Origin of the sequence: Streptomyces sp. NPDC051183 (assembly GCF_040682455.1) — a bacterium.
GTDB lineage: Bacteria > Actinomycetota > Actinomycetes > Streptomycetales > Streptomycetaceae > Streptomyces.
This window is the reverse complement of sequence record NZ_JBFBBA010000004.1, coordinates 76,412-102,427: the sequence shown is the minus strand read 5'-3', so window position 1 is coordinate 102,427 and position 26,016 is coordinate 76,412. Positions and strand designations below refer to the sequence as shown.

The window sequence follows — 26,016 nt, the reverse complement described above, 5'->3', positions numbered from 1 at the left end:
CGCATCTGGGCCCGACGCCCGGTCCCGCACATGAGGAAGCGGCGGTGCCGGTCCGCGGCCCGCACCGCCGCCTCCGTGTCCCTCAGCGGGTCAGGAGCGCTTGAATACCGCCACCGTGCGGGGCGGCGCCGTGAACTCCCCCTTCGCCGGGTCGTAGGCGGAGCGCTTGACCACCGGGTCGGAGCCGGCCGCCTGCACCGGGTGCAGGGCGTAGCCGGCGCCCGCGGCGGCCGGGACCCGCTGCGTCTGCGCCGCGGCGGTGGCGTTGAAGACCACCACGAGGTCGCCGAGCGTCATGGTGAGCACGCCCGGGGTCTCCTCGGGGCCCGACAGCGGGAAGGCCAGCCGGTCCTGGACCGCCTGAGCCGTCGCGAGGGCGAAGACGGGTTCCGTCGTACGGATCCTGAGCAGGTCCCGGTAGGCGGACCCCGCGCCGGTGATGTCCGCGCAGCTGGGGGCGGGCGCCACCAGCAGCGGCTTCGCGTACGGCCACTTCGGGCGGTTGTCGGCGGCCGGCGGCAGGCCCCGGCCGAAGCCGTTGCCGCTGCCGTCCCGGCAGTCCCAGTGGATGGCGTTGAACCAGTCCCCGCTGTCGTACGAGTTGCGGTCCAGGGACTTGGAGCGGAGCAGGTCGGAGCCCGCCTGGGACAGGGCCGGACCCTGCGAGAGGGCCGCCGTGGCCATCGCCAGGACCTGCATGCGGGCCTTGTCGGCCGCCGGGGTGTCCGGCGCGAGCTTGAACGACAGGGCGTCGGCCAGGGTTTCGTTGTCGTGCGCGTCCACGTAGGCGAGCGCATCGCCGGGGGCGGCCGCGTACCCGGCCGGGGCGCCGTTGTAGTCCAGCTCGGAGCCCTTGATCCGGCGGCCGGTGCTGTCGGTGAAGGCGTACGAGGCGAGGTTGCCGCTCAGCCCGACCTTGATCAGGTCCTGGTCGTGCAGCAGCCGGGTCCGCTGCTGCTCCGCGGTGCCGTTCGCCGGAGACCCGTTCGGGGCGGTGAACAGGCCCGACGCAAACCCCTGCACGCGCGGGTCCTCGTCGAAGGGGCCGCCGCCGCGCACCGCGTCGCGGGCCCGGTCGGAGAAGGTGGCGATGCCGGTGCCGGCCATGTTCTGCTGGGTGGCCTGGACGAAGCGGGCGTCGTTCGCGACCTCGCCGAAGTTCCAGCCCTCCCCGTAGAGGACGATCTTCTTCCCGTCGACCCCGTCCTTCGCGGGTGTCAGGGCGTCCAGGGCCGCGCGCACGGCCAGGATGTTGGCCTTCGGGTGGTGTCCCATGAGGTCGAAGCGGAAGCCGTCGACCTTGTACTCCTTCGCCCAGGTGACGACCGAGTCCACGACGAGCCGGCCCATCATGGCGTTCTCGGGGGCGGTGTTGGCGCAGCAGGTGGAGGTGGCCACCGAGCCGTCCGCGAGCAGGCGCTGGTAGTAGCCCGGCACGATCCGGTCCAGCACCGACTTGTCCGACTGGCCGGACGCGACGGTGTGGTTGTAGACCACGTCCATCACCGTGCGCAGACCGGCACCGTTCAGGGACTGGACCATCCTGCGGAACTCGACCGTACGGACCGTGCCGTCCGGGTCGCTCGCGTAGCTGCCCTCCGGGACCGTGTAGTGCAGCGGGTCGTAGCCCCAGTTGTACGCGTCCTTCGCGGCCGCGGCGGCCACGCAGGCCTGCTGCTCCTCGGAGTCGGGCGCGTAGACCTTGAGGTCGCAGGCGGGCTCGGTGCGGTCGGCCGCCTTCTCCGGGATGGTGCCGATGTCGAAGGCCGGGAGGAGGTGGACGTACGAGGTGCCCGCGGCGGCCAGGTCGCGCAGGTGCCGCATGCCCGCCGAACCGGTGTCGGTGAAGGCCAGGTACTGGCCGGGGTGGCCGCTCGTGCGGTCGGCGACCGAGAAGTCCCGGATGTGCAGCTCCTGGATCTGCGCCGAGGTGAAGGGGACGGCCGCGGGCTTGCGCAGCTCGCGCCAGCCGGGCGGGGCGAGCTTCGGGTCGGTGAGGTCAACGGCCAGGCTGTACGCGGAATCCGTGGTCAGCGCCGTGGAGTACGGGTCGGTCACCAGGTTCCGTACGACCTGGCCCGCGCTCGGGGCCCAGACCGTCACGGCGTAGCGGTACGGCTTGCCGGCCCAGCCGCGCTCCCCGCGCACCGACCAGACGCCGGTGGTGTCGTCGCGGCGCATGGCGACCGTGCGGCCGTCGAGCTCCAGGTCGACGCGCTGGGCGGTGGGGGCCCAGACGGAGAGGGTGGGGCGGCCGTCCCTGAAGACCGGGCCCAGGGCGGTCGTGTTGGCGTAGAGGTCGTCGAGCACCCCGGCGAGCTGGACGCCTGTGGCGGCCAGGACGGCGCCGTTGGCGGCGCGGGCGCTCGCGACGAGCTGGCCGCGCAGGGCGTCCCGGACCCGGTCCCGGTCGCGGGGGTCGATGGTGAAGGCGGCGTACCCGGCCAGATGCGGGAACTTCTGCTTCTGGGCCTCCGTGAGCCGGGAGCTGCCGAGCCTCAGCCACTGCGCCCGGCCGGTCAGGGTGCCGTTCTCCGCCTTGACGGAGCCGTCGGCGGAGGCGAGGAGCTGGAGGGAGGCGGCGGCCGCCGGGGCGTTCCAGGCGACGGTGTCGCGGTCGATCCAGACGGCGTGCGCCTTGGTGAGGTCCAGGGCGGCGGCCGAGCCGGCGGGCTGCGGCAGGAGGTACTTCTCCTGGCCGCCGAGCGCCCAGACCTCGTGGCCGGTGGCCTTCAGGTCCAGGGACTGGTCGGTGGGCAGGTCCTTCTCGTCGCCCTTGTGCAGGATGTAGCTGAGCGAGGTGGCACCGGGAGCGAGCGGGACCTCGTACACGGCGCCGTAGGAGTCGGTGCGCGACGGGAGCAGCGGCTTGGACCACTCGGTCGGGTCGGCGGCGCCGGTCCAGACGTGCAGGCCCCAGCCGTCGTAGGCGCCGTCGGTGCGCCGGTGGTGGATGACGGCCTTGGAGGTGTCCTGCGGCGGGTGGGCGGGCCGGTCGGTGCGGGCGGGTTCCTTGCCCTGCTCCAGCCAGATCTCGCCGGTCCTGGTCACGTCGATGGTGCGGTCGGCGGCGACGTCCTTGTTGCCGTCCTTGTCGATGACGAGGTAACCGACCGAGGAGGCACCGGGCTTGAGCCGGACGTAGGCGAAGGCCCCGTACGCGTCGCGGCCGGTGAAGTCGTGCCCGGCGGGCCAGGGAGTGGCTTCCCCTTCCGCGATGTCGCCCCAGGCGTAGAGGCGCCAGTTCGTGTAGTCGCCGTCGGGGCGGTTGTAGTGGACCACCGCGTAGTCGCGCTGCGTGGCGGTGGGGACCTCGGCGGGCGGGGCCTGGCCGGCGGCGGACTCGGCGAGGGCGCTCGCGGTGCGGCCGGCGGAGTCGACGACCACGGCCTTGTAGCGCAGGGCGGTCCCGGCGGGCGCGGTGACGTGCTGGGTGACCTTGTACGGGGCGTGGTCGGCGGAGCCGAGCACCTGCCACTTGCCGTTGCCGGTCTGGGCGGCGAAGACCACCCGGTTCAGCGCGCCGCCGGTGACCTCGGCGGAGAGCTCGACGGTTCCGTTGGCGCCGGGGGCGGGGGCCTTGAGGGTCAGCGCGGGCCGGGTGGCGGGCGCGGCCGCCGGGCCGGTTGCCTGGAGGACCACGGAGCCGAGGGCGGGGACGGTGACGGTGAGCTTCCCGGCGGCGGAGGCGCGCAGCTGCGCGGAGCCGCCGTACAGGGTGCGGTACTGGGAGCCGGCCGGGGCGTCGATCTCCACCGTGCGGGACTCGGCGGCGTTGTTGGCGGCGACCAGGTACTCGGTGCGGGTCTTGGGGTCGGTGCGCGCGAAGGCGTAGACGGAGCCGTCGGCGCCGCCGGCGGGTCGCTCGCTCTGCACGCCGTCCCGGAGCGCCGGGTGGTCCTTCGTCAGCTTCGAGAGAGCACTGATCTGCTTGTAGAGCGGGTGTCCCGGATCGTAAGCATCGCTCGCATGCGTGCGCGCCGTCCCGAGCTGGTCGTCGTCCAGGTAGTCCGCCGCCCGCGCGGCGAAGAGCGGCTGGCGCGCGTCCTTGTCGCCGCCCGCGCCGGTGAAGCCCTGCTCGTCACCGGAGTAGACGACGGGGTTGCCGCGGGAGAGGAACATCAGCTCGTTGGCGAGCCGGTACCGGTCCAGCAGCTCCTGCTCCCCCGCACCCGGGCGGTCCTGCTTCAGGAAGGTCCCGAAGCGGCCCATGTCGTGGTTGCCGAGGAAGGTGACCTGCTCGTAGGCGTTCGCCTTGTCGGTGGTGTACCGGTAGTCGTCGGCAAAGACGGAGCCCAGCCGCCCGGCCGCCGCGCCCTGGGAGGCGTACGAGCGGATCGCCTCCTGGAGCGGGAAGTCGAGGGTGGCGTCGAGCCGTCCGCGCGTCACGTACGGGGAGGTGACGGCGGTGTCGGCGGAGTAGACCTCGCCGAACATGAAGAAGTCGTCCCGGCCGTGGCGCGCCGCGTACTTGTCGAGGGCGGTCGCCCACTGGGTCCAGAACTCGGTGTTGACGTGCTTGACCGTGTCGATGCGGAAGCCGTCGATGTCGAAGTCCTCGACCCACTTCTCGTAGATCTTCTCCATCCCCGCGACGACCTCGGGGCGCTCGGTCCACAGGTCGTCGAGACCGAAGAAGTCGCCCTGGTCCGAGGACTCGCCGGCGAAGGTGGAGTCACCGCGGTTGTGGTACATCGCCGGGTCGTTGAGCCACGCCGGGGACTTGAGGTTCTTCTTCGCGTCCTGGACGAAGGGCGTCCGCGGGAAGGAGTCGGCGTCGGCCTTCGGGAACTTCCCCTTCCCGGCCGCGTAGTCGGTGTCCGCGAAGGGCACGCCGTCCTTCGTGAGGTAGGGGAAGGCCCCCTTCGACAGGTACGAGTAGGACGCCTCCCGATAGTCCACGACGTCGGCGGTGTGGTTGGTGATGACGTCGAAGAAGACCTTCATCCCCTTCCCGTGCGCCTTGTCGATCAGCCGCTCCAGGTCCGCGTTGGTGCCGAAGTGCGGGTCGACCTGCGTGAAGTCGGTGATCCAGTAGCCGTGGTAGCCGGCGGAGACGTCGGTCCCCTTGCCCTGCACCGGCTGGTTCTTGAAGATCGGCGCCATCCAGATGGCCGTGGTGCCGAGCCCCTTGATGTAGTCCAGCCGGTCGGTCAGCCCCTTCAGGTCACCACCCTGGTAGAAGCCCTTGTCCGTCGGGTCCAGGCCGGTCTCCAGCCGGGTACCGGTCAGGCCTCCCCGGTCGTTGCGCGGGTCGCCGTTGGCGAACCGGTCCGGGAGCACGAAGTAGAACTGCTCCCGGGTCAGGTCGTGCCGCGCGGCCTCGGCGGCCAGCTTCGCGTCCGAGGGCGGGGCCGGCGGCCTCGCGGCGGCCGCCGCGGCGGGGAGGGCGGGCAGAAGCGTCACGGCCATGGCGGCGGCGAGGACTCCTGCGGCAGGGCGTATCAAGGCGGGTCTCCTTGTGTACGTGTCACGTGTCGCATGAATAAGGGCCGCCCGGTGGTGGCGGGGAAGGTGGTACCGGGCGGCCCTGGTCTGTGGGGCGGGCGGTCAGCTGCGCCAGGTGTCGCTCAGCGTGACTCTGCCGCTCGCGGGGACGACGGCCGTACGGTTGGCGCCGCTCTCCCAGGTGACGTTCCCGGAGGCGTCCTTGCGGATGTACTTGTACGCGAAGGACGTGCCGGCCGGGAGCGTGACGTCGAGCTTCCAGACGGGGTAGGCGGCCGGGTCGAGCTTGAGCGCGCTGCCGGTGCTCCAGGCGCCGAGCTCGGCGCGGTCGCCGACGACGTAGACGTTCTGGCCGAGGACGGTGGTGGCGTTGACGGCGAAGGAGGCACCGGAGGTCTGCGAGGGCGGCGGAGTCGTACCGCCGGAGCAGGTGCGCGCCCCCGTGTGCAGGGCGACGGCCGTACCGGCGGCGAGGGTGGCGGTGAACTGGCCGCCGGAGTTCACGGTCACGGCACGCCCGCTCTGGACGTCGCAGTAGTCGCCGGCCGCGAGGGAGGTCTGGAAGGTACGGGTCAGGGCGCCCGCCTCGTGGTTGATGGCGACGTACGCCTTGGAGCCGCGCCCGAAGGCGATCTGGTCGCCGCCGTTGTCCCACCAGTTGGTGACGGCCTGGCCGCGCGCGGTGTTGCGGAACGCGACCATGGAGGAGATCTCCCGCCAGGCGTGCTGGCACTTCCAGCCGTCGGCGTAACAGGCGCTCACCGCACCGCCGTTGGGCGGGCCCGCGTCCTTGTCGGTCCACTCGTAGCCGGAGTGCACGTCCGGGGAGCCGTAGGGCCAGGCCAGCATGAACACGCTGGCGAGGGTGTAGGCCGAGCCGTTCTTGTAGTTGAGGGTGTCGCCGACCCGCTCGGTGTCGTGGTTGTCGACGAAGACGGCGGACTGCCCGCTCGCCATGTGCCCCCACGCCTCGCCGAAGTTCTTCAGGTAGGCGAGGTTCTCGTTCTGGAAGACCCGCTTGAGGTCGCGGGCGTACCGGAACTCCTGGACGTCCCCGCTGCCGAGGTACTCGGCGGGCGACACGGCCTCTCCGGCCCCGTGGATCGCCTCCTGCTTCCAGTAGGCGTTCGGGTTCGTCAGCCGGGACTTGATGTTGGCGAGGTCGGCGGCGGGCATGTGCTTGGCGGCGTCGATCCGGAAGCCGTCGACGCCGAGGGACAGCAGGTCGTTCAGGTACCCGGCGATCTTGCCTCGTACGTAGTCCTCGCCGGTGTCGAGGTCGGCCAGCTGCACGAGCTCGCAGTTCTGGACGTTGGCGCGGTCCTGGTAGTTGGAGATCGTGGCCCGGCAGTCGTCCATGTCGGAACCCGAGTAGATGCCCGGGTAGTTGTACTTCGTGTACGAACTCCCGCCCGTCCCGGTGCCGTCGCCGGCCGCCATGTGGTTGATGACGGAGTCGGCGACCACCTTCACGCCGGCGGCGTGACAGGTGTCGACCATGTTCTTGAAGGCGGTCCGGTCACCGAGCCGCCCGGCGATCTTGTAGCTGACGGGCTGGTACGAGGTCCACCACTGCGCGCCCTGGATGTGCTCCTGGGGAGGCGAGACCTGGACGTACCCGTAACCGGCGGGCCCGAGGCTGCCGGTGCAGGCGGCGGCGACGGAGTCGAAGCGCCACTCGAAGAGCACGGCGGTGACGTCCTTCTCCCCGGGAGCCGCCGCCTGCGCCTGCGGCGCGACGACGGTCAGGGTCGCGGCCGCGAGCAGGGCGGCCGCGAGCAGGGCGCCGGCGGGTCTTGTCGCTCTTGTTGCTCTTGTTGCTCGTGCGTTGCCGGTGGGGGTGCCGGTGCGGGGCATGTGGGGCCTCCTGGCGGAGAGGTGGGGATTGCTGGCGACCGTAGGGGCACGCCAACAGCCCTGCAATACCTTGCGCAAGAAATTGCAGAATTGTTTCTTGCGCGTGTCCTGGCGGGGGTGGGGGGTGGGAGGTGGGAGGTGGCGTTGAACGGGGCTCGGGGGTGGGGTGATGTCCGGTACCTCGCCTGCTCGGTGGCGTTGACGAGATCCGGGGGCGTCCCGTCAGTCCACTGTCCTTCCGGGCCGGGCCGGTCCCTCAAGGGCGCTCCTTCGTCGCGTCGCTGCGCGATGTCGCTGCGCTCCACCCTTGACCGACCGACCCGTCCCGGAATGCCAGAAGCCTGCCGGGAAGCCCCCGAAGGAATGGCCGGGAGGTTTACGTGTTCAGGGACGGCCCCCGCCAAGGACCCGCGAGGGACTCCCGGACCGGCCTGACTGCTCCCCGGGCCGACCAGATCAGCCTGGCGGGAGGCCAGGCGCCCCAGATCGCTACGCGCTCCTCATTTCTCAGCGTCCGACGACCGTCTGGGGCCGGACATAAGCCGCCAACGATCGCTGCGCGCTCCCCGACGACCGCGTCCGACGGTCGTCTGGGGCTGGACATAGGCCGCCCAGGGGCCGGAAGGTGTCCGACGACCGCGCCCGACGGTCGTCTGGGGCTGGGGAGGGGCCGCCCAGGGACCGGACGGTGTCCGACGACCGCGACTGCGACCAGTCTGGAGCTGGGAATAGGCCGCCCAGGGAAGGGATCGGGGTCTGAGGCCATTTGGCGACGATCAGGCCGACTTCCGGGGCCATCCGGCACCCGTCAGGGACCACCGGGATGGATTGCCATACAGATGGTCGGTCTGATCGCCGCCAGACGACGTCAGACCCCGATCCCTTCCATGGGCGGCCTATTCCCTGCCCCAGACTGCCGTCGGACGCAGTCCTCGGGCAGCGCGTAGCGATCGTTGGCGGCCTATTCCCAGCCCCGGGCGCGTTGTAGACGCTTGGCCGGGAGGAGCGCGTAGCGATCTGGGGCGCCTGGCCTCCCGCCAGGCTGATCTGGTCGGCCCGGGGAGCAGTCAGGCCGGTCCGGGAGTCCCTCGCGGGTCCCTGGCCCTCCCCGTCCCTGGACACGATGGAACCCGGCCATTCCTTGGGGGCTTCCCGGCAGGCTTCTGGCATTCCGGGACGGGTCGGTCGGTCAAGGGTGGCCGAAGGCCATCGCGAAGCGACGCGACCGCAGGGAGCGCCCTTGAGGGACCGGCCCGGCCCGGAAGGACAGTGGACTGACGGGACGCCCCCGGACCCCGTCAACGCCACCGAGCAGGCGAGGCACCGGACATCACCCCACCCCCGAGCCCCGTTCAACGCCACCCCGCACACCCGTACCAGACATCCCCCACCCCCGAGCCCCATTCAAAGCCACCCCAGGCCCCGTTCAACCCCACCCCCCAGGCCCGGCGCCGCTACCCCACCCCCGGTGCCTGCGCGGTCGACCCGCGCACCACCAGTTCCGGCTGGAAGACGTATTCCGTGCGCTGGACCGGCGTGCCGGAGACCGCTTCCAGGAGTGCGCCCACCGCCGCCGTCGCCATCGCGCGCACCGGCTGGCGGACCGTTGTCAGCGGTGGGTCCGTGAAGGCGATCAGCGGCGAGTCGTCGAAGCCGACCACCGACACGTCCTCGGGGACCCGCAGGCCCCGTTCGCGCGCCGCGCGGATGACGCCGAGTGCCATCGGGTCGCTGCCGCACACGATGCCCGTGCAGCCTCGGTCCAGCAGGGCGATGCCCGCCGCGTGGCCGCCCTCGACCGTGAACAGCGTGCGCTGGATCAGGCCTTCCGACTCGGCCGACGGCAGCGCCCCCAGGAAGCCCTGCTCCTTGCGCGCCGACGGCACGTAGCGCGTCGGCCCGATCGCCAGCCCGATCCGGCGGTGGCCCAGGTCCTCCAGGTGCCGTACGGCCATATCCGCGGCCGCCCGGTCGTCCGGGGAGATGAAGGGGGCGTTGACGCTCTCGTTGAAGCCGTTGATCAGGACGAAGGGAACCCCGCGCGCCGCCAGTCGCTGGTAGCGCGCGGGGTCGGCCGCCGAGTCCGCGTGCAGGCCCGACAGGAAGACGATCCCCGTGACCCCGCGCTCCTCCAGCTGTTCCACCAGCTCGTCCTCGGTGGCCCCGCCGGGGGTCTGCGTGCACAGCACGGGGGTGTAGCCGTGCCCGGCCAGCGCCTGCTCGATGACCTGCGCGAAGGCCGGGAATATGGGGTTCGTCAGCTCCGGGATCAGCAGTCCCACCAGGCCGTTGCTGCGCCGCTTGAGCCGTACGGGCCGCTCGTAGCCCAGCAGGTCGAGCGCGGCCAGCACCTTGTGCCGGGTGCCGGCCGCGACGCCCGGTTTGCCGTTGAGCACCCGGCTGACGGTCGCCTCGCTGACCTGGGCCTGCGCAGCGATGTCCGTCAGCCGCAGCGGGGAAGTCACCCCTGCCACCACACCGTGCTGTCCGCCGGAAGGAGGCCCGGCTCCGCGAGGTCCGTGCTCGCCAGCACGACCGTGCCCGGCGCGGGCAGCCGTACGGCCTCGCCCGTGGTGTTCGCCGTGCACACGAAGTCACCGCGGCGGAAGGCCAGTACGCCCTGCGGTGCGGGCAGCCACTCCACGGCGTCGCCCGCGCCCAGTGCCGGGTGCGCGCGCCGCACCCGCAGGGCCGCGCGGTACAGCTCCAGCGTGGACGCCGGGTCGCCGGTCTGCGCCTCGACGCTCAGCCCGGCCCACTCGGCGGGCTGCGGCAGCCAGCTGCCGCCCGTCCCGAAGCCGTACGGGGCCTGGTCGCCGGACCACGGGATCGGCACGCGGCAGCCGTCGCGCAGTCCGTCCTGGCCGTTCTCCTTGAAGAAGGAGGGGTCCTGGCGCACCTCGTCCGGGAGGTCCAGCACCTCCGGCAGGCCGAGCTCCTCGCCCTGGTAGACGTACGCCGATCCGGGCAGGGCCAGCATCAGCAGCGCGGCCGCCCGGGCGCGCTCCAGGCTGCCGAAGCGGGTGCGGTGGCGTACGACGTCGTGGTTGGACAGCACCCAGGTGGTCGGCGCGCCGACCGGGCGCATCGCGTCGAGCGACTCGTCGATGGTGGCGCGCAGCGCCTCGGCGTCCCAGCCGGTGTTCAGGTACTGGAAGTTGAAGGCCTGGTGCAGCTCGTCGGGGCGCAGGTACAGCGCGGTGCGCTCCGCGCTGGGGGTCCAGGCCTCGGCGACGCCGATGCGGTCGCCCGCGTACTCGTCGAGGATCAGGCGCCAGGAGCGGTAGATCTCGTGGACCCCGTCCTGGTCGAAGAAGGGGAGCACCTGGTTGCCGAGCAGCTTGAGCTGCTCGTCGCGGCCGAGGTCGGGCAGGCCGGGGGCCTTGACGAGGCCGTGGGCGACGTCGATGCGGAAGCCGTCGGTGCCCAGGTCCAGCCAGAAGCGCAGGATGGAGCGGAACTCGTCCTGGACGGCGGGGTGCTCCCAGTTGAAGTCGGGCTGCTCGGGGGCGAAGAGGTGCAGGTACCACTCGCCGTCGGCGACGCGGGTCCAGGCGGGGCCGCCGAAGATGGACTCCCAGTCGTTCGGCGGGAGCTCCCCGGTCGGGCCCTGCCCCGGGCGGAAGTGGAAGCGCTCGCGCAGCGGGGTGCCGGGCCCTTCGCGCAGGGCCTGCTTGAACCATTCGTGCTGGTCGGAGCAGTGGTTGGGGACGAGGTCGACGATGATGCGCAGGCCCAGGGCGTGGGCCTCGCGGATCACGGCGTCGGCGTCGTGCAGGGTGCCGAACATGGGGTCGATGGCCCGGTAGTCGGCGACGTCGTAGCCGGCGTCGGCCTGCGGGGAGGCGTAGAAGGGGCTGAGCCAGACGGCGTCGACGCCCAGCTCCTTGAGGTAGGGCAGTCGGCTGCGGATGCCTTCGAGGTCCCCCATGCCGTCCCCGTCGGAGTCGGCGAAGCTGCGCGGATAGACCTGGTAGATCACCGCTTCTCTCCACCAACCGGGCTGGGTGCCGGTCGGGGTGTCGAGTGCGTCGGCGAGGTGCTGGGTCATGTCGTCCTTGGAGAGATCGGGCCGGGGGTGAGAGGGGGCGGGCGCGGGTGGTCGTAGGGTGGTCAGCCCTTGGTCGCGCCTGCCGTCATCCCGGCGACGAGGTGACGCTGGGCGAAGACGAAGAAGAGTGCTGCGGGGATCGCGATGACGACCGAGGCGGCGGTCATCGGGCCCCAGTTGGCGGTGTACTGGGTGACGAAGGTCTGCAGTCCGCCGGCCAGGGTGAGGTTCTCGTCGCCGACCATGAAGGCGGAGGCGTAGGCGACTTCGCCCCAGGCGGTGATGAAGGAGTAGAACCCGGTGACGGCGAGGCCGGGCTTGGCCAGCGGCAGGATCAGCCGCCAGAAGGTGCCGAAGGGGTTGAGCCCGTCGACGCGGCCGGATTCGTCGATCTCCACCGGGATGGTGTCGAAGAAGCCCTTCATCATCCAGGCGCAGAACGGCACGGCGATGGTGAGGTACGTGACGATCAGTCCGACCGGCTGGTTGAGCAGCCCCAGTTGTCCCATGAGGTTGTAGAGCGGGACGATCAGGATGGCCATGGGGAACATCTGCGTGATGAGCAGGGTCCACATCAGCGGCTTCATGCCGGGGAACTTGAACCGGCTGACCGCGTATCCGGTGGTGGCGGCGATGAACACGCCGAGGACGGTGGTGATGCCGGCGACCAGGACGGAGTTGCCGAACCAGGTGAAGAAGGAGGTCGACTCCACCAGGTAGCGGTAGTTCTCCAGGGTCGGGTCCTTCACGAAGTCCGTGCTGATGGCCTGCTTCGCGGGCTTGAGGGAGGTCAGCAGGACCCACAGCACCGGGAAGACGGCGATCACGGACGCGACGATCAGGGTGGCGTGCAGGCCGACGGAGGCGAGGGGGCCGCGGCGGCCCCGAGTGCTGGTGGTCATGGTCACCACACCTCTCCCTGCTTGCGCAGCGAGCGCCGGTAGACCAGCGCGAAGATCACGAGCAGCAGGAGGATCAGCACGCCCCAGGTGGCGGAGCCGGCGAAGTCGCGCGGGCTCTCCACGAACGCCTCGCGGAAGGCCTGGGTCACGAGGATCTCGGTGGAGTCGCCCGGTCCGCCCCGGGTGAGCAGGAAGATCACCGGGAACATGTTGAAGGTCCAGATGGTGGAGAGCAGGATCACCGTCATGCTCACCGCGCGCAGCCCGGGCAGGGTGATGTGGCGGAACCGCTGCCAGGCGCTCGCGCCGTCCATCTCGGCGGCCTCGTAGAGCTCGCCGGGGATCGACTGGAGCCCGCCGAGCAGGGCGACCATCATGAAGGGGACGCCGAGCCAGACGTTGACGGCGATGACCGCGACCTTGGCCCAGGTGGGGTCGTCGAGCCAGGGGACGGCGGAGATGCCGCCGCCTTCGAGGATCTTGTTGAGGATGCCGTTGTCGCGGTTGAAGAGGAACCGCCAGGCGAAGACGGAGACGAAGCCGGGGACGGCCCAGGGCAGGATGAGCGCCATCCGGTAGGCGGCGCGGCCCTTGAACTCCCGGTTGAGCATGTTGGCGAGGGCCAGGCCGAGCGTGAAGGTGATCGACACGCAGGCGACGGTCCACGTCACCGTCCACACCAGCCGCTGCAGGAACACCGGGTCGCTGAGGACGGCCGTGTAGTTGTCGAGTCCGACGAACTGGTACGTCGCCTCGATGTGGTTGGCGCCGATCGTCCGGCCGACGTTGCGCTCGTTGGCGTCCGTGAGCGAGAGGTAGACGCCGCGGGCGAGCGGCCAGCCGATGATCACGCCGAGGACGAGCACCACGGGGGTGACCATCGTCCAGGCGTACCAGTGGGTGGCGAGCGCTCGCTTCAGTCCACCGCGCTTCCCGCTGTCAGTCCTGCGGCTCGGGCCGCGGGCGACGTCGTCGCCCGCGGCCTTCGCCACCGACTGGCTGGTGTGAGCAGTCATGTCAGTCGACCTGCCTATGTGCCGACTCCGAAATGAACACGCCGTGTCCCTGTCTCATCATAAATATGGCCGAGGTGGGCAATTTCAGTCCGTTTTGGCGCTTGCGAACAATGTGCCGGGCTTCGGACATAGAGATTCCGCGGGTCGATACTTCGCCAGCTTCGTCGTGCAGACCGAACCCGAGGCACTGCCCGAGACGGACGCCGAAGTCGGCATCGACCTCGGACTGACCACCTTCGCCGTCCTCTCCGACGGAACCAAGATTTCCTCTCCGAAGTTCCTGCGCAGGGCGGAGAGAAAACTCAAGCGCTCGCAGCGGGACCTGTCGCGGAAGGAAAAGGGCTCGAAGAACCAGGCGAAAGCCCGCATCAGACTCGCCAAACAGCACACACAAGTCCGCGACCGGCGCCGGGACTGGCACCACAAGGAATCCACACGACTCATCCGCGACAACCAAGCGGTGTATGTGGAGGACCTTTCGGTCTCCGCCCTTGCGCGCACCAGGCAGGCCAAGTCCGTGCACGACGCGGGATGGACCTCTTTCGTCAACATGCTGGAGTACAAGGCCGCCAAGCACGGCAGGCACTTCGGAAAGATCGGCCGCTTCGTGCCGACTTCCCAACTGTGCTCGACGTGCGGACATAACGACGGCCCCAAACCCCTTCGTATTCGCGTGTGGACCTGCCCCGAGTGTGAGACCGTCCACGATCGTGACGAGAATGCCGCCACCAACACCCTGGCCGCCGGACGGGCGGACAGGCTAAACGCCTGTGGAGCGTCGGTAGGACCGGGAGCGATCCCGGCACAGCGCGATGAAACAGGAAGCATCCCCGACGGTCACCCGGCCGCTGCGGTAATCCCCGGCCGCCACGCGGCCGGGGAGCACGTCAATTCCAGCCCTTGAGGATCTTGCGGAACTCGACTCCGGCCGCCTTGGCCGCGTCCTCGGGGCTCGACGCTCCGGTGACCGCCTTGGTGTATTCGACCTTCAGCGGCTCGAAGAGCGAGCCGTTCTCCGGGATCCAGGCGCGCTCGACGGCCTTGTCCACGGCGGGCTTGAAGAACTGCACCATCTCGCTGCCCTTGACGTCCGGCTGCTCGTAGGCCGCGGTCCGCGTGGGGAGCAGGCTGAGCTCCTTGGTGGCCTGCACCTGGACCTCCTGGGAGGTCATGTACTCGACGAAGGCGTGCGAGGCGGCGCGGTTCTTGGAACCGGCGTACACGGCGAGGTCGTGGCCGCCCTGCGGGGCGCCCGCCTTGACGGAGCCGGCCGGGACGGTGGCGACGCCGAGGTTGGCCTTGTCCTTGAACTGGTCGCCCGCGTAGGTGTCGGCGACGGCCCAGGGGCCGTTGATCATCATCGCGACCTCCCCGGACTTGAAGGCGGTCTGCATGTTGGCGTAGCCGTCGGTGGCGTTGGTGACGGCGGCGCCGGAGGCGACGAGGTCACGGGCGGCCTTGAGGGCCTTGACGCCGGCCGGGCCGTCGACGGTGACCGTCTTGTTCTTGGCGTCGACCAGGTCGCCGCCCTCGCCGTAGATGAAGGGCAGGAACCAGTAGCTGTCGTCGCCGCGCAGGTACAGGCCGGCCTTGCCGGTCTTCGCCTTGACGGCCGCGGCGGCGGTCTTCAGCTCCTCCAGCGTGGTGGGGGGCTGCACACCGGCGTCGGCGAGCATCTTCTTGTTGTAGAGGAGGCCCAGGGTGTCGATGACCTGCGGGACCGCGTAGGTCTTGCCCTCGTACTTGCCGCTGGCGGCGGCCTTGGGCAGGAACTCGGCGTCGATCTTCTTCACGGTCTCGGCCGGCACCTCGTCGAGGTAGCCGAGCGAGGCGAAGTCGGCGACCCAGCCGACGTCGGCGCGGATCACGTCAGGGGCTTCGGAACCGCTGTTGAAGGCGTTCTTGACCTTGTTCTGCGCGTCGCCGTACGGGATGTTGACGTACTTGACGGTCACCTTGGGGTGCTTGGCCGTGAACGCCTCGGCGATCTTCTGGAACGACACCTTCTCGGTGTCGTTCGAGGTGTCCCACCAGGTGACCGTGCCGGAGAGCTCTCCGCCGGCCTTGGTGTCCTCAGCTGCGTTCTTGTCGTCCCCACCGCAAGCCGTCGCCGCGAGCGCCAGGGCCGCGACCAGCGCGGTGGCCGCTATGCCACGCCGCATATGAACTCCTTCGATGATCCCGGACGCGCCCTCGCGGTCCCGAGTTGCCAGGAACGTAACAAGCCTGCAAGCCGTCCGAAAGAGCTTGCGGCAATTTTCTGCAAGAGAGGCTGATCGTTACATCCGTGTGTCCGTACGGTTGCCGCAGCTTGCTGTTAGTTCGAAGAGTCTTCGACTGCCCAGGCCCGCAACCAGGGGACGTGTGCTCGCGTTGACCCCGATATGACCCACGAGTTGACGGCATCACGGCTTGCAAGCGCTTCCAGCAACGGCACCGGGAGCGGTGGCTGGTGGCGCGATGCCGTCATCTATCAGGTCTACGTCCGCTCCTTCGCGGACAGCGACGGAGACGGCGTCGGGGACCTGCGCGGGGTGCGCGAGCGCCTCCCGCACCTGGCCCGGCTCGGTGTCGACGCGGTGTGGCTGACCCCCTTCTACGTGTCCCCGCAGGCCGACGGCGGCTACGACGTCGCGGACTACCGGGCCGTCGACCCCCTCTTCGGGGACCTCTCCGACGCGGACGCCCTCGTACGGGCCGCCCACGCGCTGGGCCTGCGGGTCATCGTGGATGTGGTGCCGAATCACACCTCCGAACAGCACCCCTGGTTCCGCGCCGCCCTCGCCGGGGAGCCGGGCGCGCGGGAGCGCTACCTCTTCCGCCCGGGGCGGGGCGCGGACGGGGCCGGACCGCCCAACGACTGGGAGTCCGTCTTCGGGGGCCCCGCCTGGACCCGGACCCCCGACGGCGACTGGTACCTGCACCTCTTCGCCCCCGAGCAGCCCGACCTGAACTGGGACCACCCCGAGGTCGCCGCCGAGTTCGCCTCCGTCCTGCGCTTCTGGCTCGACCTCGGCGTCGACGGCTTCCGCGTCGACGTGGCCCACGGCATGGTCAAGGCCCCCGGCCTGCCGGACATCGGCCGCGGCGCCCAGGCCACCCTGATCGGCACCGAGCCGCTGCCCTTCTTCGACCAGGACCGGGTGCACGAGATCCACCGCTCCTGGCGCCGGCTGCTGGACTCCTACCCGGGCGACCGCATCGGCGTCGCCGAGGCCTGGGCCCCGACCTCCGAGCGGCTCGCCCTGTACGTACGGTCCGACGAGCTGCACCAGGCCTTCAACTTCCGGTTCCTGAACTGCCCGTGGAACCCGGACGCGATGCGCACCGTCATCGACGAGTCCCTGGCCGCCACCGCCTCCGTCGGCGCGCCGACCACCTGGGTGCTGTCCAACCACGACGTCGTACGCCACGTCACCCGCTACGGGGACGGCGCGCGGGGCCTGGCCCGGGCCCGGGCGGCCGCGCTGCTGATGCTGGCCCTGCCGGGTTCGGCGTACGTCTACCAGGGCGAGGAGCTCGGACTCCCCGAGGTGCTGGACCTCCCCGACGCGGTGCGCCAGGACCCGGCCTTCCTGCGCACCGCCGGACAGGACGGGCTGCGCGACGGCTGCCGGGTCCCGCTGCCCTGGTCCGGGACGGAGCCCCCGTACGGCTTCGGCCCGGCCGGCAGCTGGCTCCCGCAGCCCGCCGGCTGGGGCGGCCTCAGCGTCGCCGCCCAGACCGGCGACCCGCACTCCACCCTGGAGCTGTACCGCGCAGCGCTGGAACTGCGCCGTGCGCTGCCGGGCCTCGGCGCCCCGGAGGCCGGGCCGCTGACCTGGCAGCCGGCGCCCGAGGGCGTGCTCCTGTTCACCCGGCCCGGCTTCGCCTGCACCCTCAACACCCGCCCCGCCGCGCTCGAACTGCCCTCGCCGGGACGCCCCGTACTCTCCAGCTCGCCGGTCGAGACGGACGGCCGTACCGTCCGGCTTCCCGCGGATTCGTGCACGTGGTGGTCAGTGTGAACCCGCGACCGGTACAGTCCAATCCCGTGACCGCACGGCTAGCCGACATCGCAGCCCAGGCGGGGGTCAGCGAAGCCACAGTCAGCCGCGTGCTCAACGGCAAGCCCGGTGTGGCCGCGGGCACCCGTGAGTCCGTGCTGGCCGCGCTCGACGTCCTCGGCTACGAGCGGCCCGTACGGCTGCGCCAGCGCAGCGCGGGACTCGTCGGCCTGATAACCCCCGAGCTGGACAACCCCATCTTCCCGGCGCTCGCCCAGGTCATCGGCCAGGCGCTGACGCGGCAGGGCTACACGCCGGTGCTGGCCACGCAGACCCCGGGCGGGTCCACCGAGGACGAGCTGACCGAGATGCTGGTCGACCGCGGTGTCTCCGGGATCATCTTCGTCTCCGGACTGCACGCCGACACCACGGCCGACATGGGCCGCTACGACCAGCTCCGCGGCCAGGGCGTCCCGTACGTCCTCATCAACGGCTTCTCCGACAAGGTGCAGGCCCCCTTCGTCTCCCCCGACGACCGGGCCGCGATGCAGCTCGCGGTGACCCACCTGACCGCGCTCGGGCACACCCGGATCGGCCTCGCGGTCGGACCCAAGCGGTTCGTGCCCGTCGTGCGCAAGATCGAGGGCTTCCGGCTCGGCATGAAGGAGCGGCTCGGACTCGGCGAGGCCGAGGTCGAGGAGCTGATCCAGCACTCCCTCTACACCCTGGAGGGCGGCCAGGCCGCCGCGGCGGCGTTGATCTCGCGCGGCTGCACGGCCGTGGTGTGCGCGAGCGACATGATGGCGCTCGGCGCGATCCGGGCGGCCCGGCAGCAGGGCCTGCGGGTCCCGCAGGACGTCTCGGTGGTCGGTTTCGACGACTCCCCGCTCATAGCGTTCACGGATCCGCCGCTCACCACCATCCGCCAGCCCGTGCAGGCCATGGGCCAGGCCGCGGTGCGGACCCTGCTGGAGGAGATCGGCGGTACGCCGGCCCCGCACAGCGAATTCGTCTTCCTGCCGGAGCTGGTCGTCCGGGGCTCCACGGCCTCCGGGCCGCGCCAGCGCCGGGACGCCCCGTAACCGCGATCCGGCCCCACGGACCCCTGGCGTCACGGCTCCAGTAGTACCCGAGGGGGAGAGGCTGCGCCGAAGACCGTCCCGAGGGATGATCGGAGGCGAGAACGCATCTGGCAGACTCTTCCCCCATGGGTGAATCGAGCGTGAAGACACTGGAAACCCGGACGGACGTCTCGTCACCACCCGTGACCGACAGTGATGCCCGCCCGGTGGCAGCGCCTGCCGAGGGCGAGTCCCTCCTGTCCCGGTTGCGCTCTCCGCGCCGGCCGCGGATCTGGTTCGAGGTACTGCTGATCGCGATCAGCTACTGGACGTACTCGCTGATCCGCAATGCGGTGCCCGAGCAGAAGTCGGCCGCGCTCGCCAACGCCGACTGGCTGTGGAACCTGGAGCGCACCCTCGGCATCGCCGTCGAGGAGCAGGTCAACCACGCGATCAACTCGGTGACGTGGCTGATCGTGGGCATGAACTACTACTACGCCACGCTCCACTTCGTGGTGACCATCGGCGTACTGGTGTGGATCTACCGTTTCCATCCGGGGCGGTACGCGGCGACGCGGCTGGTCCTCTTCGCCACCACGGGCGTGGCCCTGCTCGGCTACTACTGCTACCCGCTCGCACCGCCCCGCCTGATGAACGGGCAGGACTTCATCGACACCGTGCTGGTGCACCACACCTGGGGCTCGATGGCCTCCGGGAACCTCAAGCACATGTCGAACCAGTACGCGGCCATGCCCTCGATGCACATAGGGTGGTCGCTCTGGTGCGGGCTGACGATCTTCGCGGTCGCCTCCGCTCCCTGGGCACGGATCCTCGGCCTGCTCTACCCGACGGCCACTCTGATCGTGATCGTGGCCACCGCCAACCACTTCTGGCTCGACGCCGTGGGCGGCATGGTCTGCCTGGCCTTCGGCTTCGCCGTCTCGCGCGCCTGGTACGGGGCGCTCCCGCACCGGTTGCCGCGCGAGCCCGAGCACACGGGCCGCCACCCGGTGGCCGCGGCCGTGATGAGCCGCTTCCGGCGCTGAGGTCCGGGCCCCGGGGTTCCGGTCTTCTGGGTCCCGGTCTTCAAGGCTCCCGGTCTTCAAGGCTCCCGGTCTTCAAGGCTCCCGGACCCTCAGGCCCCCTCGCGGTGCGTGATCCGGCCGCCCGAGACGGTGAGCCGGACCGGGGTCCCGGCCAGCTCGTCCGGCGGGGCGGTCACCGGGTCGAGGACGAAGGCCGTCAGATCCGCGCGGCAGCCGGGCGCGATCCGGCCCGCCACCGCTTCCTCACCCGCCGCGAGCGCGGCGTGCGAGGTCATGCCCTCCACCGCCATCAGCCCGGTCAGGGCCCGCCCGGCCGCGGCCGCGCCCAGCGGGCTGCGGGCGGTGGCCAGCACCTGCCGGGCGTCGTGGTGGGCGACGGGCCAGTCCGAGCCGAGGGCGAGCACCGCCCCGGCGTCGCGCAGGTCGCGGCAGCGCCAGGCGCGCGCCGCACGTTCCTCCCCCAGCCGCTTCGACCATTCGTCGGTGTGGTCCGCCCGGGTGTAGGCCGTGTGCGGGGGCTGCATCGAGGCGGCCACTCCCAGCTCGGCGAACCGCTTCAGCTGGTCGTCGGGGACGGTCTCGATGTGCTCGATCCGGTGCCGGGCCCGGGCCGCCCGGCCGCCCAGCGCCGCGACGGTGTCGAGTACGTGCCGCACCGCCGCGTCGCCGATGGCGTGGGTCGCGGTGGGCACCCCGGCCGCGTCCAGGGCCCGTACGGCCGCCGAGTAGGCCTCGGGGTCGGGCCAGAAGGCGTCCGTGCCCCGGCCGTGGCGGTCGGCGTGCTCCAGCCAGGCGGTGCCGCCCTCGACGGTGCCGTCCATGAAGAGCTTCACCCCGCCGACCCGCCAGTGGCGGCCGCCGGTCCCCTGGAGCGCGATCAGCTCGGCCAGCTCCTGCGCCCCCGCCCCGGGCATGCACCAGGGCGCCAGGCGCAGCCGCAGCGGCAGGTGCCCCTCGTACTCGACGGTGGCGAGGAGGGCCGGTACGTCTCCGTCGCCGAGGTCCATGACGTGGGCGCCGGTGAGGCCGGTGGCGGCCATGTCGCCGAGCAGCCCGACGAGGCGGGCCCGGCGCTCGGCGTGGGTCGGCTTCGGGAGCAGGGCGCCGACCAGGGCCATCGCCGCGTGTTCGACCAGGTGCCCGGTGGGGCGCCCCTCGGCGTCGCAGACGATCTCGGACCGCTGGGCGAAGCCGCGGGGGCCGGTGATCCCGGCGGCCCGCAGGGCCGCGCCGCTCGCGAGGGCGGAGTGGCCGTCGTAGAGGCGCAGGAAGGCGGGGGCCCCGGCGAGGGCCTCCTCGATCAGGGCCCGGTCGACGGGCCGGCCGCCGAAGGCGTTGTGGTCGAGGCCGAAGCCCACCACCCAGTCGCCGGGGGCCCGGCGGGCGGCGCGCAGGGCGGCGCGGAGTCCGTCCAGGTCCCGGACGGCGGAGAGGTCGGTTCCGGTGGCCATCTCGATGCCCCAGACGGGGTGGCTGTGGGCGTCGGTGAGGCCGGGGGTGAGCGTGGCGCCGCCGAGGTCGATCACCTCGGTGCCGGGGCCGCGCCAGTCGCGTACGTCGTGCTCGTCGCCGACGGCCGTGATCAGGCCGTCGGCGAGGGCCACCGCGCGGGCTTCGGGGCGGGCCGGGTCGAGGGTGCGGACGCGGGCTCCGGTGAGGACGGTGTCGGCAGCGGGCACTGCGGTGCTCCTTCGGGGCCGGCGGGCTACGGGGCGGGCGCCGACCAACCTAATACGCGGCAGGCAACGTCCGCCCGTACGGGAAGCGGGTGCCGCCGGCGGCTACACTCCCCCACCGGCTGATCAACTTCCGTACGACACCGAGGAGTCACCCGGCATGGCAGTCATCCACCGCACCACCATGACCCCCGGCAAGCTGGAGCTCCTGGCTTCCTGGCTGCCGGCGCAGCCCTGGTACGCCGGTCTCCCCGGCCGGGACCCGCAGCTGGCCAAGGCGGGCGGCTTCCGGCTCGACGACCCCGAGGGCGAGGTCGGCATCGAATTCATGGTCGTCACCGATACCGCCGACGGCACCCCGGTCGCCTACCACGTACCGCTGACGTACCGCGGGGCCCCGCTGGACGGCGCCGAGCAGGCCCTCGTCGGCACGTCGGAGCACGGCGTGCTGGGGCTGCGCTGGGTGTACGACGGCACGCGGGACCCGGTGCTGGTGGCCCGGCTCCGGGCGCTGCTGCGCGGCGAGGCCGTGCCGCAGATGCAGAGCGAGAGCGGCACGCCGGACCCCACGGTCACCGTCGAGGCCGGCGGGGTCGAGGGCGCGGACCTGCCGGACCGGGACCCGGCCGCGGACGACGGGCTCGCCGTGACGGTGACCCGCGTCCTGAACCCGCGGTCCCCCGCCGACGGGGCCGACCGCGCCCGCGTCACGGCCGAGTGGCACGCCCCGGACGGCGAGTCCTCCCGCGCCGTATTCGCGGTCCTGCGGCGGGCGACCGCGTAGGACCGGGAATTCGTGACATGCGTCACGGCCCGTAGGTCGGTGCCGGGCGCCCCTCACGGGGCGCCATACCGCCGACATTTCGATATTTGTCTGTTTTGGGATCGACATTCCCCTCACCGGCGGAAACGGAATCCGCGGTACCGATCGGGTCACCCCCGACCGGCCTGGTCACAGGCTTTTCTGAATGCCCCTCAGGCGGTTGCAGGAGTGACCGAATCGTGACCATGCACGATCACGAGCCCGTTTCAAGCCGCACGTCGAATCCCCGTGGTGGACGATCAGGCGAAACTTGCCAGGCCGTTGGCGGGCTTTTAAGAATGGCGGCTCCTCCGGCGCCTCGCGATTCGGGCACCGGAAGCTTCGCGATCACTGAATGAGGTCACGCATGCAGAAGCATCGGAAGAAGAAACCGCTCAAGAAGATAGCCATCGCCGTCGGCGCTCTGGGAATCGTGGCTGTCCCCACCGCCGCCATCGCCTGCTTCGACACGCAGGACACGGGTCGCACGCAGGCCAAGAGCCGGCCGGAGAGCCGGCCGTGGCAGGACGCGTCCCCGGCCGCCGCCACCTCCCAGGCCCCCGTGGTGCCCGTGGACGTCCCGTCCCCGAGCAGCACCCCGGCCGCCTCCCCCAGCAGCCCCGTGGCCTCCGCGCAGCCGGTCGTGCAGACGTCCCCGCCCGCGCCCCCGCAGACGCAGGCGCCGAAGCCGCCGGCCGTCACCAAGAAGCCGCAGGCGCCCGAGCCCCCGAAGACCGCGGCCCCGCCGGCCTCCGGCGCCGTCGCCGCGGTCCTCTCGCTCGTCAACCAGGAGCGCGCCGCGGCCGGGTGCCCGGCCGTCACCATCAACGCGACGCTCTCGAAGGCCGCGCAGGCCCACAGCGAGGACATGGCCGCCCACAGCAACATGTCCCACACGGGCTCCGACGGCTCCGACCCGGGCCAGCGCATCACCCGTGCCGGATACGCGTGGAGCACGTACGGCGAGAACGTCGCCTACGGGTACAGCACTCCCGAGAAGGTCATGGAGGGCTGGATGAACAGCCCCGGCCACCGGCAGAACATCCTGAACTGCTCCTTCAAGGAGATGGGCATCGGCCTGGCCCAGCCGAACAACTACTGGACGCAGGCCTTCGGCGCGTCGCGCTGAGCCAGCGGGCGCCGCGGCGTCAGGCTCCGTAGAACAGCTCGTCCACCACCGCCCGGGCGCGGCGGGTGATGCGGCGGTAGTCGTCCAGGACCTCCCCGACGCGGCCCGGGGCGTAGCCGAGGTAGCGGCCCACCGCCGCCAGCTCGCGGGCCTCGGAGGGGAAGGTGTCCCCGGCGCGGCCGCGCACCAGCATCACCGCGTTGCGGACCCGGGTGGCGAGCACCCAGGCCTCGTCGAGGATCTGCGCCTCCTCGGTCGGGATCAGCCCGGCCGCGTGCGCCGCGGCCAGCGCCGGGCGGGTGCGGGTGGTGCGCAGGCCCGGCTCCGCCCAGGCGTGCCGCATCTGGAGCAGCTGGACGGTCCACTCGACGTCGCTGAGGCCGCCGCGGCCCAGTTTGGTGTGCAGGGTCGGGTCGGCGCCGCGCGGCAGCCGCTCGGACTCCATCCGGGCCTTGAGCCGGCGGATCTCCCGTACGGCGTCCTCGCCCAGGCCCTCCACCGGGTAGCGCAGCGGGTCGATGAGCTCGATGAAGCGGGCGCCCAGCTCGGCGTCGCCCGCGACCGGTTCCGCGCGTAGCAGGGCCTGGGACTCCCAGGTCATGGACCAGCGCCGGTAGTACGCGGCGTACGAGCCCAGGGTGCGCACCAGCGGTCCGGAGCGGCCCTCGGGGCGCAGGTCGGCGTCGATCAGCAACGGCGGGTCCGCGGTGGGCACTTGGAGCAGCCTGCGCATCTCGGCGATGACGGCCTGGGCGGCCTTGGCGGCCTCCTGCTCGTCGACGCCCTCGCGGGGTTCGTGGACGAACAGGACGTCCGCGTCGGAGCCGTAGCCCAGTTCGTGCCCGCCGAAGCGGCCGACGCCGATGACGGCGAAGCGGGTGGGCAGGGTGTCGCCCCAGTGGCCCTGGACGGCGGCGCGCAGGGCTCCGGCGATCGTGGCGGCGGTGAGGTCGGAGACGGCGCTGCCGACCCGGTCGACGAGGGCTCCGTGGTCCTCCTCGGCCGGGCTGTCCTCCGTACCGTAGGAGCCGATGATGTCGGCCGCGGCGGTGCGGAAGAGCTCGCGGCGGCGGACCCCGCGGGCGGCGGCGACGCCGGCCTCGGGGTTCGGGGCGCGGCCCACGGCGGCGAGGACCTCCTGCTCCAGGGACTCGTGCGTACGGGGCGCCAGGCCTTCGGGGTCGCCGAGCAGGGCGACGGCCTCGGGGGCGCGCATCAGGAGGTCGGGAGCGAGGCGGCCGGCGGACAGGACGCGGGCGAGGTTCTCGGCGGCGGCGCCCTCGTCGCGCAGCAGCCGCAGGTACCAGGGGGTCTTGCCCAGGGCGTCGGAGACCTTGCGGAAGCCGAGCAGGCCGGCGTCGGGGTCGGCCGAGTCGGCGAACCAGCCGAGCAGGACCGGCAGCAGGGTGCGCTGGATGGCGGCTTTGCGGGTGACGCCGGAGGCGAGGGCTTCGAGGTGGCGCAGGGCCCCGGCCGGGTCGGCGTACCCGAGGGCTTCGAGGCGCTGCCCGGCGGCGCGGGGCGAGAGCCGGGTCTCGCCGGGGGCGAGCTGGGCGACGGCGTCGAGGAGCGGCCGGTAGAAGAGCTTCTCGTGCAGGCGGCGGACGACGGAGGCGTGCCGGCGCCAGGCCTTGTTGAGCTCGGAGACGGGTTCGGTGCGCAGGCTCAGCGAGCGGCCCAGGCGCCGCAGGTCGTTCTCGTCCTCGGGGACGAGGTGGGTGCGGCGCAGCCGGTAGAGCTGGATGCGGTGCTCCATGGCGCGCAGGAAGCGGTACGCGTCGTGCAGCTGGGCGGCGTCGGCGCGCCCGACGTACCCGCCGGCGGCGAGGGCGTGCAGGGCGTCGAGGGTGGTGCCGGAGTGCAGGGTGGCGTCGCTGCGGCCGTGCACGAGCTGGAGCAGCTGCACGGCGAACTCGACGTCGCGCAGGCCGCCGGGGCCGAGCTTGAGCTCGCGGTCGACCTGGGCGGCGGGGATGTTGTCGACGACGCGGCGGCGCATCTTCTGGACGTCGGCGACGAAGTTCTCGCGTTCGGCGGCCTGCCAGACGAGGGGCGTTATGGCTTCGACGTACTCGGCGCCGAGCGCCTCGTCGCCGGCGACGGCCCGGGCCTTGAGGAGGGCCTGGAACTCCCAGGTCTTGGCCCAGCGCTGGTAGTAGGCGAGGTGGGAGGCGAGGGTCCGCACGAGCGGACCGTTTCTGCCCTCGGGGCGGAGGTTGGCGTCGACGGGCCAGATGGTGCCCTCGACGGTGGTCTCCGAGCAGATCCGCATGAGGTGGGAGGCGAGGCGGGTGGCGGCCTGGATGCCCTTGCCCTCGTCGGTGCCGTTGGCCGCCTCCCCGACGAAGATCACGTCGACGTCGGAGACGTAGTTCAGCTCGTTGCCGCCGCACTTGCCCATCGCGATGACGGCGAGGCGGCACTGCGCCGCGTCGGCGGGGGCGGCGGCGCAGGCGATGCGCAGGGCGGCGCGGAGGGTGGCGGTGGCGAGGTCGGCGAGCTCGGCGGCGGTCTCGGCCACGTCGATGGTGCCGCAGACGTCCCGGGCGGCGATGGAGAGCAGGCAGCGCCGGTAGGCGACGCGGAGCTGGACCGGGTCGTGCGCGCCGGCGAGGCCGCGCTCGAACTCGGCGAGCCCGGGGTGCAGGTCGGCGGCCTCGTAGGTGACGAGGCTCCGCCAGTCGCGGGGGTGGCGGGCGAGGTGGTCGCCGAGCGCCTCGGAGGCGCCGAGTACGCCGAGCAGGCGGTCGCGCAGCGGTTTGGCGCTGACGAGGGTGTCGAGGAGCACCGGCAGCTCGTCGGGCGCCTGCGCCTCGGCGAGCCGCACCAGCCCGAGCAGGGCGAGGTCGGGATCGGCGGTGGCCCCGAGGGCGTCGAGGAGCACCGGGTCGGTGCGTACGGCGGCGAGCGCGTCGGCGTCGAGCAGCCGGGCCGCGGTGGAGGGGTCGGTGAAGCCGCTGCGCAGCAGCCGGCTGAAGGTACTGCTCCTGCGTCCCGGGACTGTCATCCCGCCGCCTCCCGAGTACGTCGCTGCCACTGCCC

The 26,016-nt window shown here is 71.8% G+C and carries 14 protein-coding genes and 1 pseudogene; 6 read left to right on the top strand and 9 right to left on the bottom strand.

What is annotated here, in order from left to right; translation table 11 throughout:
* Positions 1-90 precede the first annotated feature (90 nt).
* The 6 genes from pulA to AB0M99_RS04890 all read right to left on the bottom strand — a co-directional run bounded on the left by pulA (position 91) and on the right by AB0M99_RS04890 (position 13,274).
* On the bottom strand, positions 91-5,412 hold the full coding sequence (pulA, locus tag AB0M99_RS04915; RefSeq protein ID WP_365917382.1) for a pullulanase-type alpha-1,6-glucosidase: 5,322 nt from the start codon (positions 5,410-5,412) through the stop codon (positions 91-93).
* A gap of 138 nt (positions 5,413-5,550) precedes the next feature.
* The gene (locus tag AB0M99_RS04910) at positions 5,551-7,305 is read right to left on the bottom strand and encodes a carbohydrate-binding module family 20 domain-containing protein (protein WP_365917241.1); all 1,755 of its coding nucleotides are present in this window, start codon (positions 7,303-7,305) and stop codon (positions 5,551-5,553) included.
* Between the two features lie 1,454 nt (positions 7,306-8,759).
* Entirely contained in the window at positions 8,760-9,779 is a 1,020-nt protein-coding gene (locus AB0M99_RS04905; protein WP_365917240.1) for a LacI family DNA-binding transcriptional regulator, read from the bottom strand.
* The gene (locus tag AB0M99_RS04900) at positions 9,767-11,356 is read right to left on the bottom strand and encodes a glycoside hydrolase family 13 protein (RefSeq protein ID WP_365917239.1); all 1,590 of its coding nucleotides are present in this window, start codon (positions 11,354-11,356) and stop codon (positions 9,767-9,769) included. Before AB0M99_RS04900 ends, AB0M99_RS04905 begins: the two co-directional genes overlap by 13 nt.
* Before the next feature lie 62 nt (positions 11,357-11,418).
* Positions 11,419-12,258, bottom strand: coding sequence for a carbohydrate ABC transporter permease (locus tag AB0M99_RS04895; RefSeq protein ID WP_365917238.1), 840 nt, complete (start codon positions 12,256-12,258; stop codon positions 11,419-11,421).
* 2 nt (positions 12,259-12,260) lie between these two features.
* A complete protein-coding gene (locus tag AB0M99_RS04890; protein WP_365917237.1) occupies positions 12,261-13,274 on the bottom strand; it encodes a sugar ABC transporter permease in 1,014 nt (337 codons plus the stop codon).
* Positions 13,275-13,404: 130 nt separating this feature from the next.
* Between AB0M99_RS04890 and AB0M99_RS04885 the strand changes: the two are divergent.
* A pseudogene (locus tag AB0M99_RS04885) lies at positions 13,405-14,178 on the top strand (RNA-guided endonuclease TnpB family protein); the annotation flags it as partial.
* Here the strand turns inward: AB0M99_RS04885 and AB0M99_RS04880 are convergent.
* Complete coding sequence (locus AB0M99_RS04880) at positions 14,162-15,436, bottom strand: extracellular solute-binding protein (protein WP_365917236.1); 1,275 nt, start codon at positions 15,434-15,436, stop codon at positions 14,162-14,164. The pseudogene AB0M99_RS04885 and the gene AB0M99_RS04880 sit on opposite strands and share 17 nt — an antisense overlap.
* A gap of 222 nt (positions 15,437-15,658) precedes the next feature.
* On the opposite strand from AB0M99_RS04880, the gene AB0M99_RS04875 reads away from it, so the two are divergent.
* From AB0M99_RS04875 to AB0M99_RS04865, 3 genes are all read left to right on the top strand, one after another.
* Positions 15,659-17,281, top strand: a complete 1,623-nt coding sequence (locus tag AB0M99_RS04875) for a glycoside hydrolase family 13 protein (protein ID WP_365917235.1) — start codon at positions 15,659-15,661, stop codon at positions 17,279-17,281.
* A gap of 26 nt (positions 17,282-17,307) precedes the next feature.
* On the top strand, positions 17,308-18,342 hold the full coding sequence (locus AB0M99_RS04870) for a LacI family DNA-binding transcriptional regulator (RefSeq protein ID WP_365917234.1): 1,035 nt from the start codon (positions 17,308-17,310) through the stop codon (positions 18,340-18,342).
* 125 nt (positions 18,343-18,467) lie between these two features.
* A complete protein-coding gene (locus AB0M99_RS04865) occupies positions 18,468-19,367 on the top strand; it encodes a phosphatase PAP2 family protein (protein ID WP_365917233.1) in 900 nt (299 codons plus the stop codon).
* An 89-nt stretch (positions 19,368-19,456) separates the two neighbouring features.
* Here AB0M99_RS04865 and AB0M99_RS04860 read toward each other — a convergent pair whose 3' ends face one another.
* Positions 19,457-21,046, bottom strand: a complete 1,590-nt coding sequence (locus AB0M99_RS04860) for an amidohydrolase (RefSeq protein WP_365917232.1) — start codon at positions 21,044-21,046, stop codon at positions 19,457-19,459.
* Between the two features lie 157 nt (positions 21,047-21,203).
* On the opposite strand from AB0M99_RS04860, the gene AB0M99_RS04855 reads away from it, so the two are divergent.
* Positions 21,204-21,827 (top strand): 1,4-alpha-glucan branching protein, encoded by a 624-nt coding sequence (locus tag AB0M99_RS04855; RefSeq protein WP_365917231.1) that lies wholly within the window; start codon positions 21,204-21,206, stop codon positions 21,825-21,827.
* Between the two features lie 385 nt (positions 21,828-22,212).
* Positions 22,213-22,974 carry a CAP domain-containing protein gene (locus tag AB0M99_RS04850; protein WP_365917230.1) on the top strand — a complete coding sequence of 254 codons (762 nt, stop codon included), beginning with the start codon at positions 22,213-22,215 and terminating at the stop codon, positions 22,972-22,974.
* A gap of 19 nt (positions 22,975-22,993) precedes the next feature.
* On the opposite strand, the gene AB0M99_RS04845 is transcribed toward AB0M99_RS04850, so the two are convergent.
* Positions 22,994-25,981 (bottom strand): bifunctional [glutamine synthetase] adenylyltransferase/[glutamine synthetase]-adenylyl-L-tyrosine phosphorylase, encoded by a 2,988-nt coding sequence (locus AB0M99_RS04845; protein WP_365917229.1) that lies wholly within the window; start codon positions 25,979-25,981, stop codon positions 22,994-22,996.
* Positions 25,982-26,016 lie beyond the last annotated feature (35 nt).

Bases quoted from the DNA above. Each gene is read 5' to 3' on its own strand.
- AB0M99_RS04890 (WP_365917237.1), bottom strand. From the start codon at position 13,274: ATGACTGCTCACACCAGCCAGTCGGTGGCGAAGGCCGCGGGCGACGAC.
- pulA (WP_365917382.1), bottom strand. From the start codon at position 5,412: ATGGCCGTGACGCTTCTGCCCGCCCTCCCCGCCGCGGCGGCCGCCGCG.
- AB0M99_RS04910 (WP_365917241.1), bottom strand. From the start codon at position 7,305: ATGCCCCGCACCGGCACCCCCACCGGCAACGCACGAGCAACAAGAGCA.
- AB0M99_RS04865 (WP_365917233.1), top strand. From the start codon at position 18,468: ATGGGTGAATCGAGCGTGAAGACACTGGAAACCCGGACGGACGTCTCG.
- AB0M99_RS04880 (WP_365917236.1), bottom strand. From the start codon at position 15,436: ATGCGGCGTGGCATAGCGGCCACCGCGCTGGTCGCGGCCCTGGCGCTC.
- AB0M99_RS04845 (WP_365917229.1), bottom strand. From the start codon at position 25,981: ATGACAGTCCCGGGACGCAGGAGCAGTACCTTCAGCCGGCTGCTGCGC.
- AB0M99_RS04855 (WP_365917231.1), top strand. From the start codon at position 21,204: ATGGCAGTCATCCACCGCACCACCATGACCCCCGGCAAGCTGGAGCTC.
- AB0M99_RS04900 (WP_365917239.1), bottom strand. From the start codon at position 11,356: ATGACCCAGCACCTCGCCGACGCACTCGACACCCCGACCGGCACCCAG.
- AB0M99_RS04875 (WP_365917235.1), top strand. From the start codon at position 15,659: ATGACCCACGAGTTGACGGCATCACGGCTTGCAAGCGCTTCCAGCAAC.
- AB0M99_RS04895 (WP_365917238.1), bottom strand. From the start codon at position 12,258: ATGACCACCAGCACTCGGGGCCGCCGCGGCCCCCTCGCCTCCGTCGGC.
- AB0M99_RS04850 (WP_365917230.1), top strand. From the start codon at position 22,213: ATGCAGAAGCATCGGAAGAAGAAACCGCTCAAGAAGATAGCCATCGCC.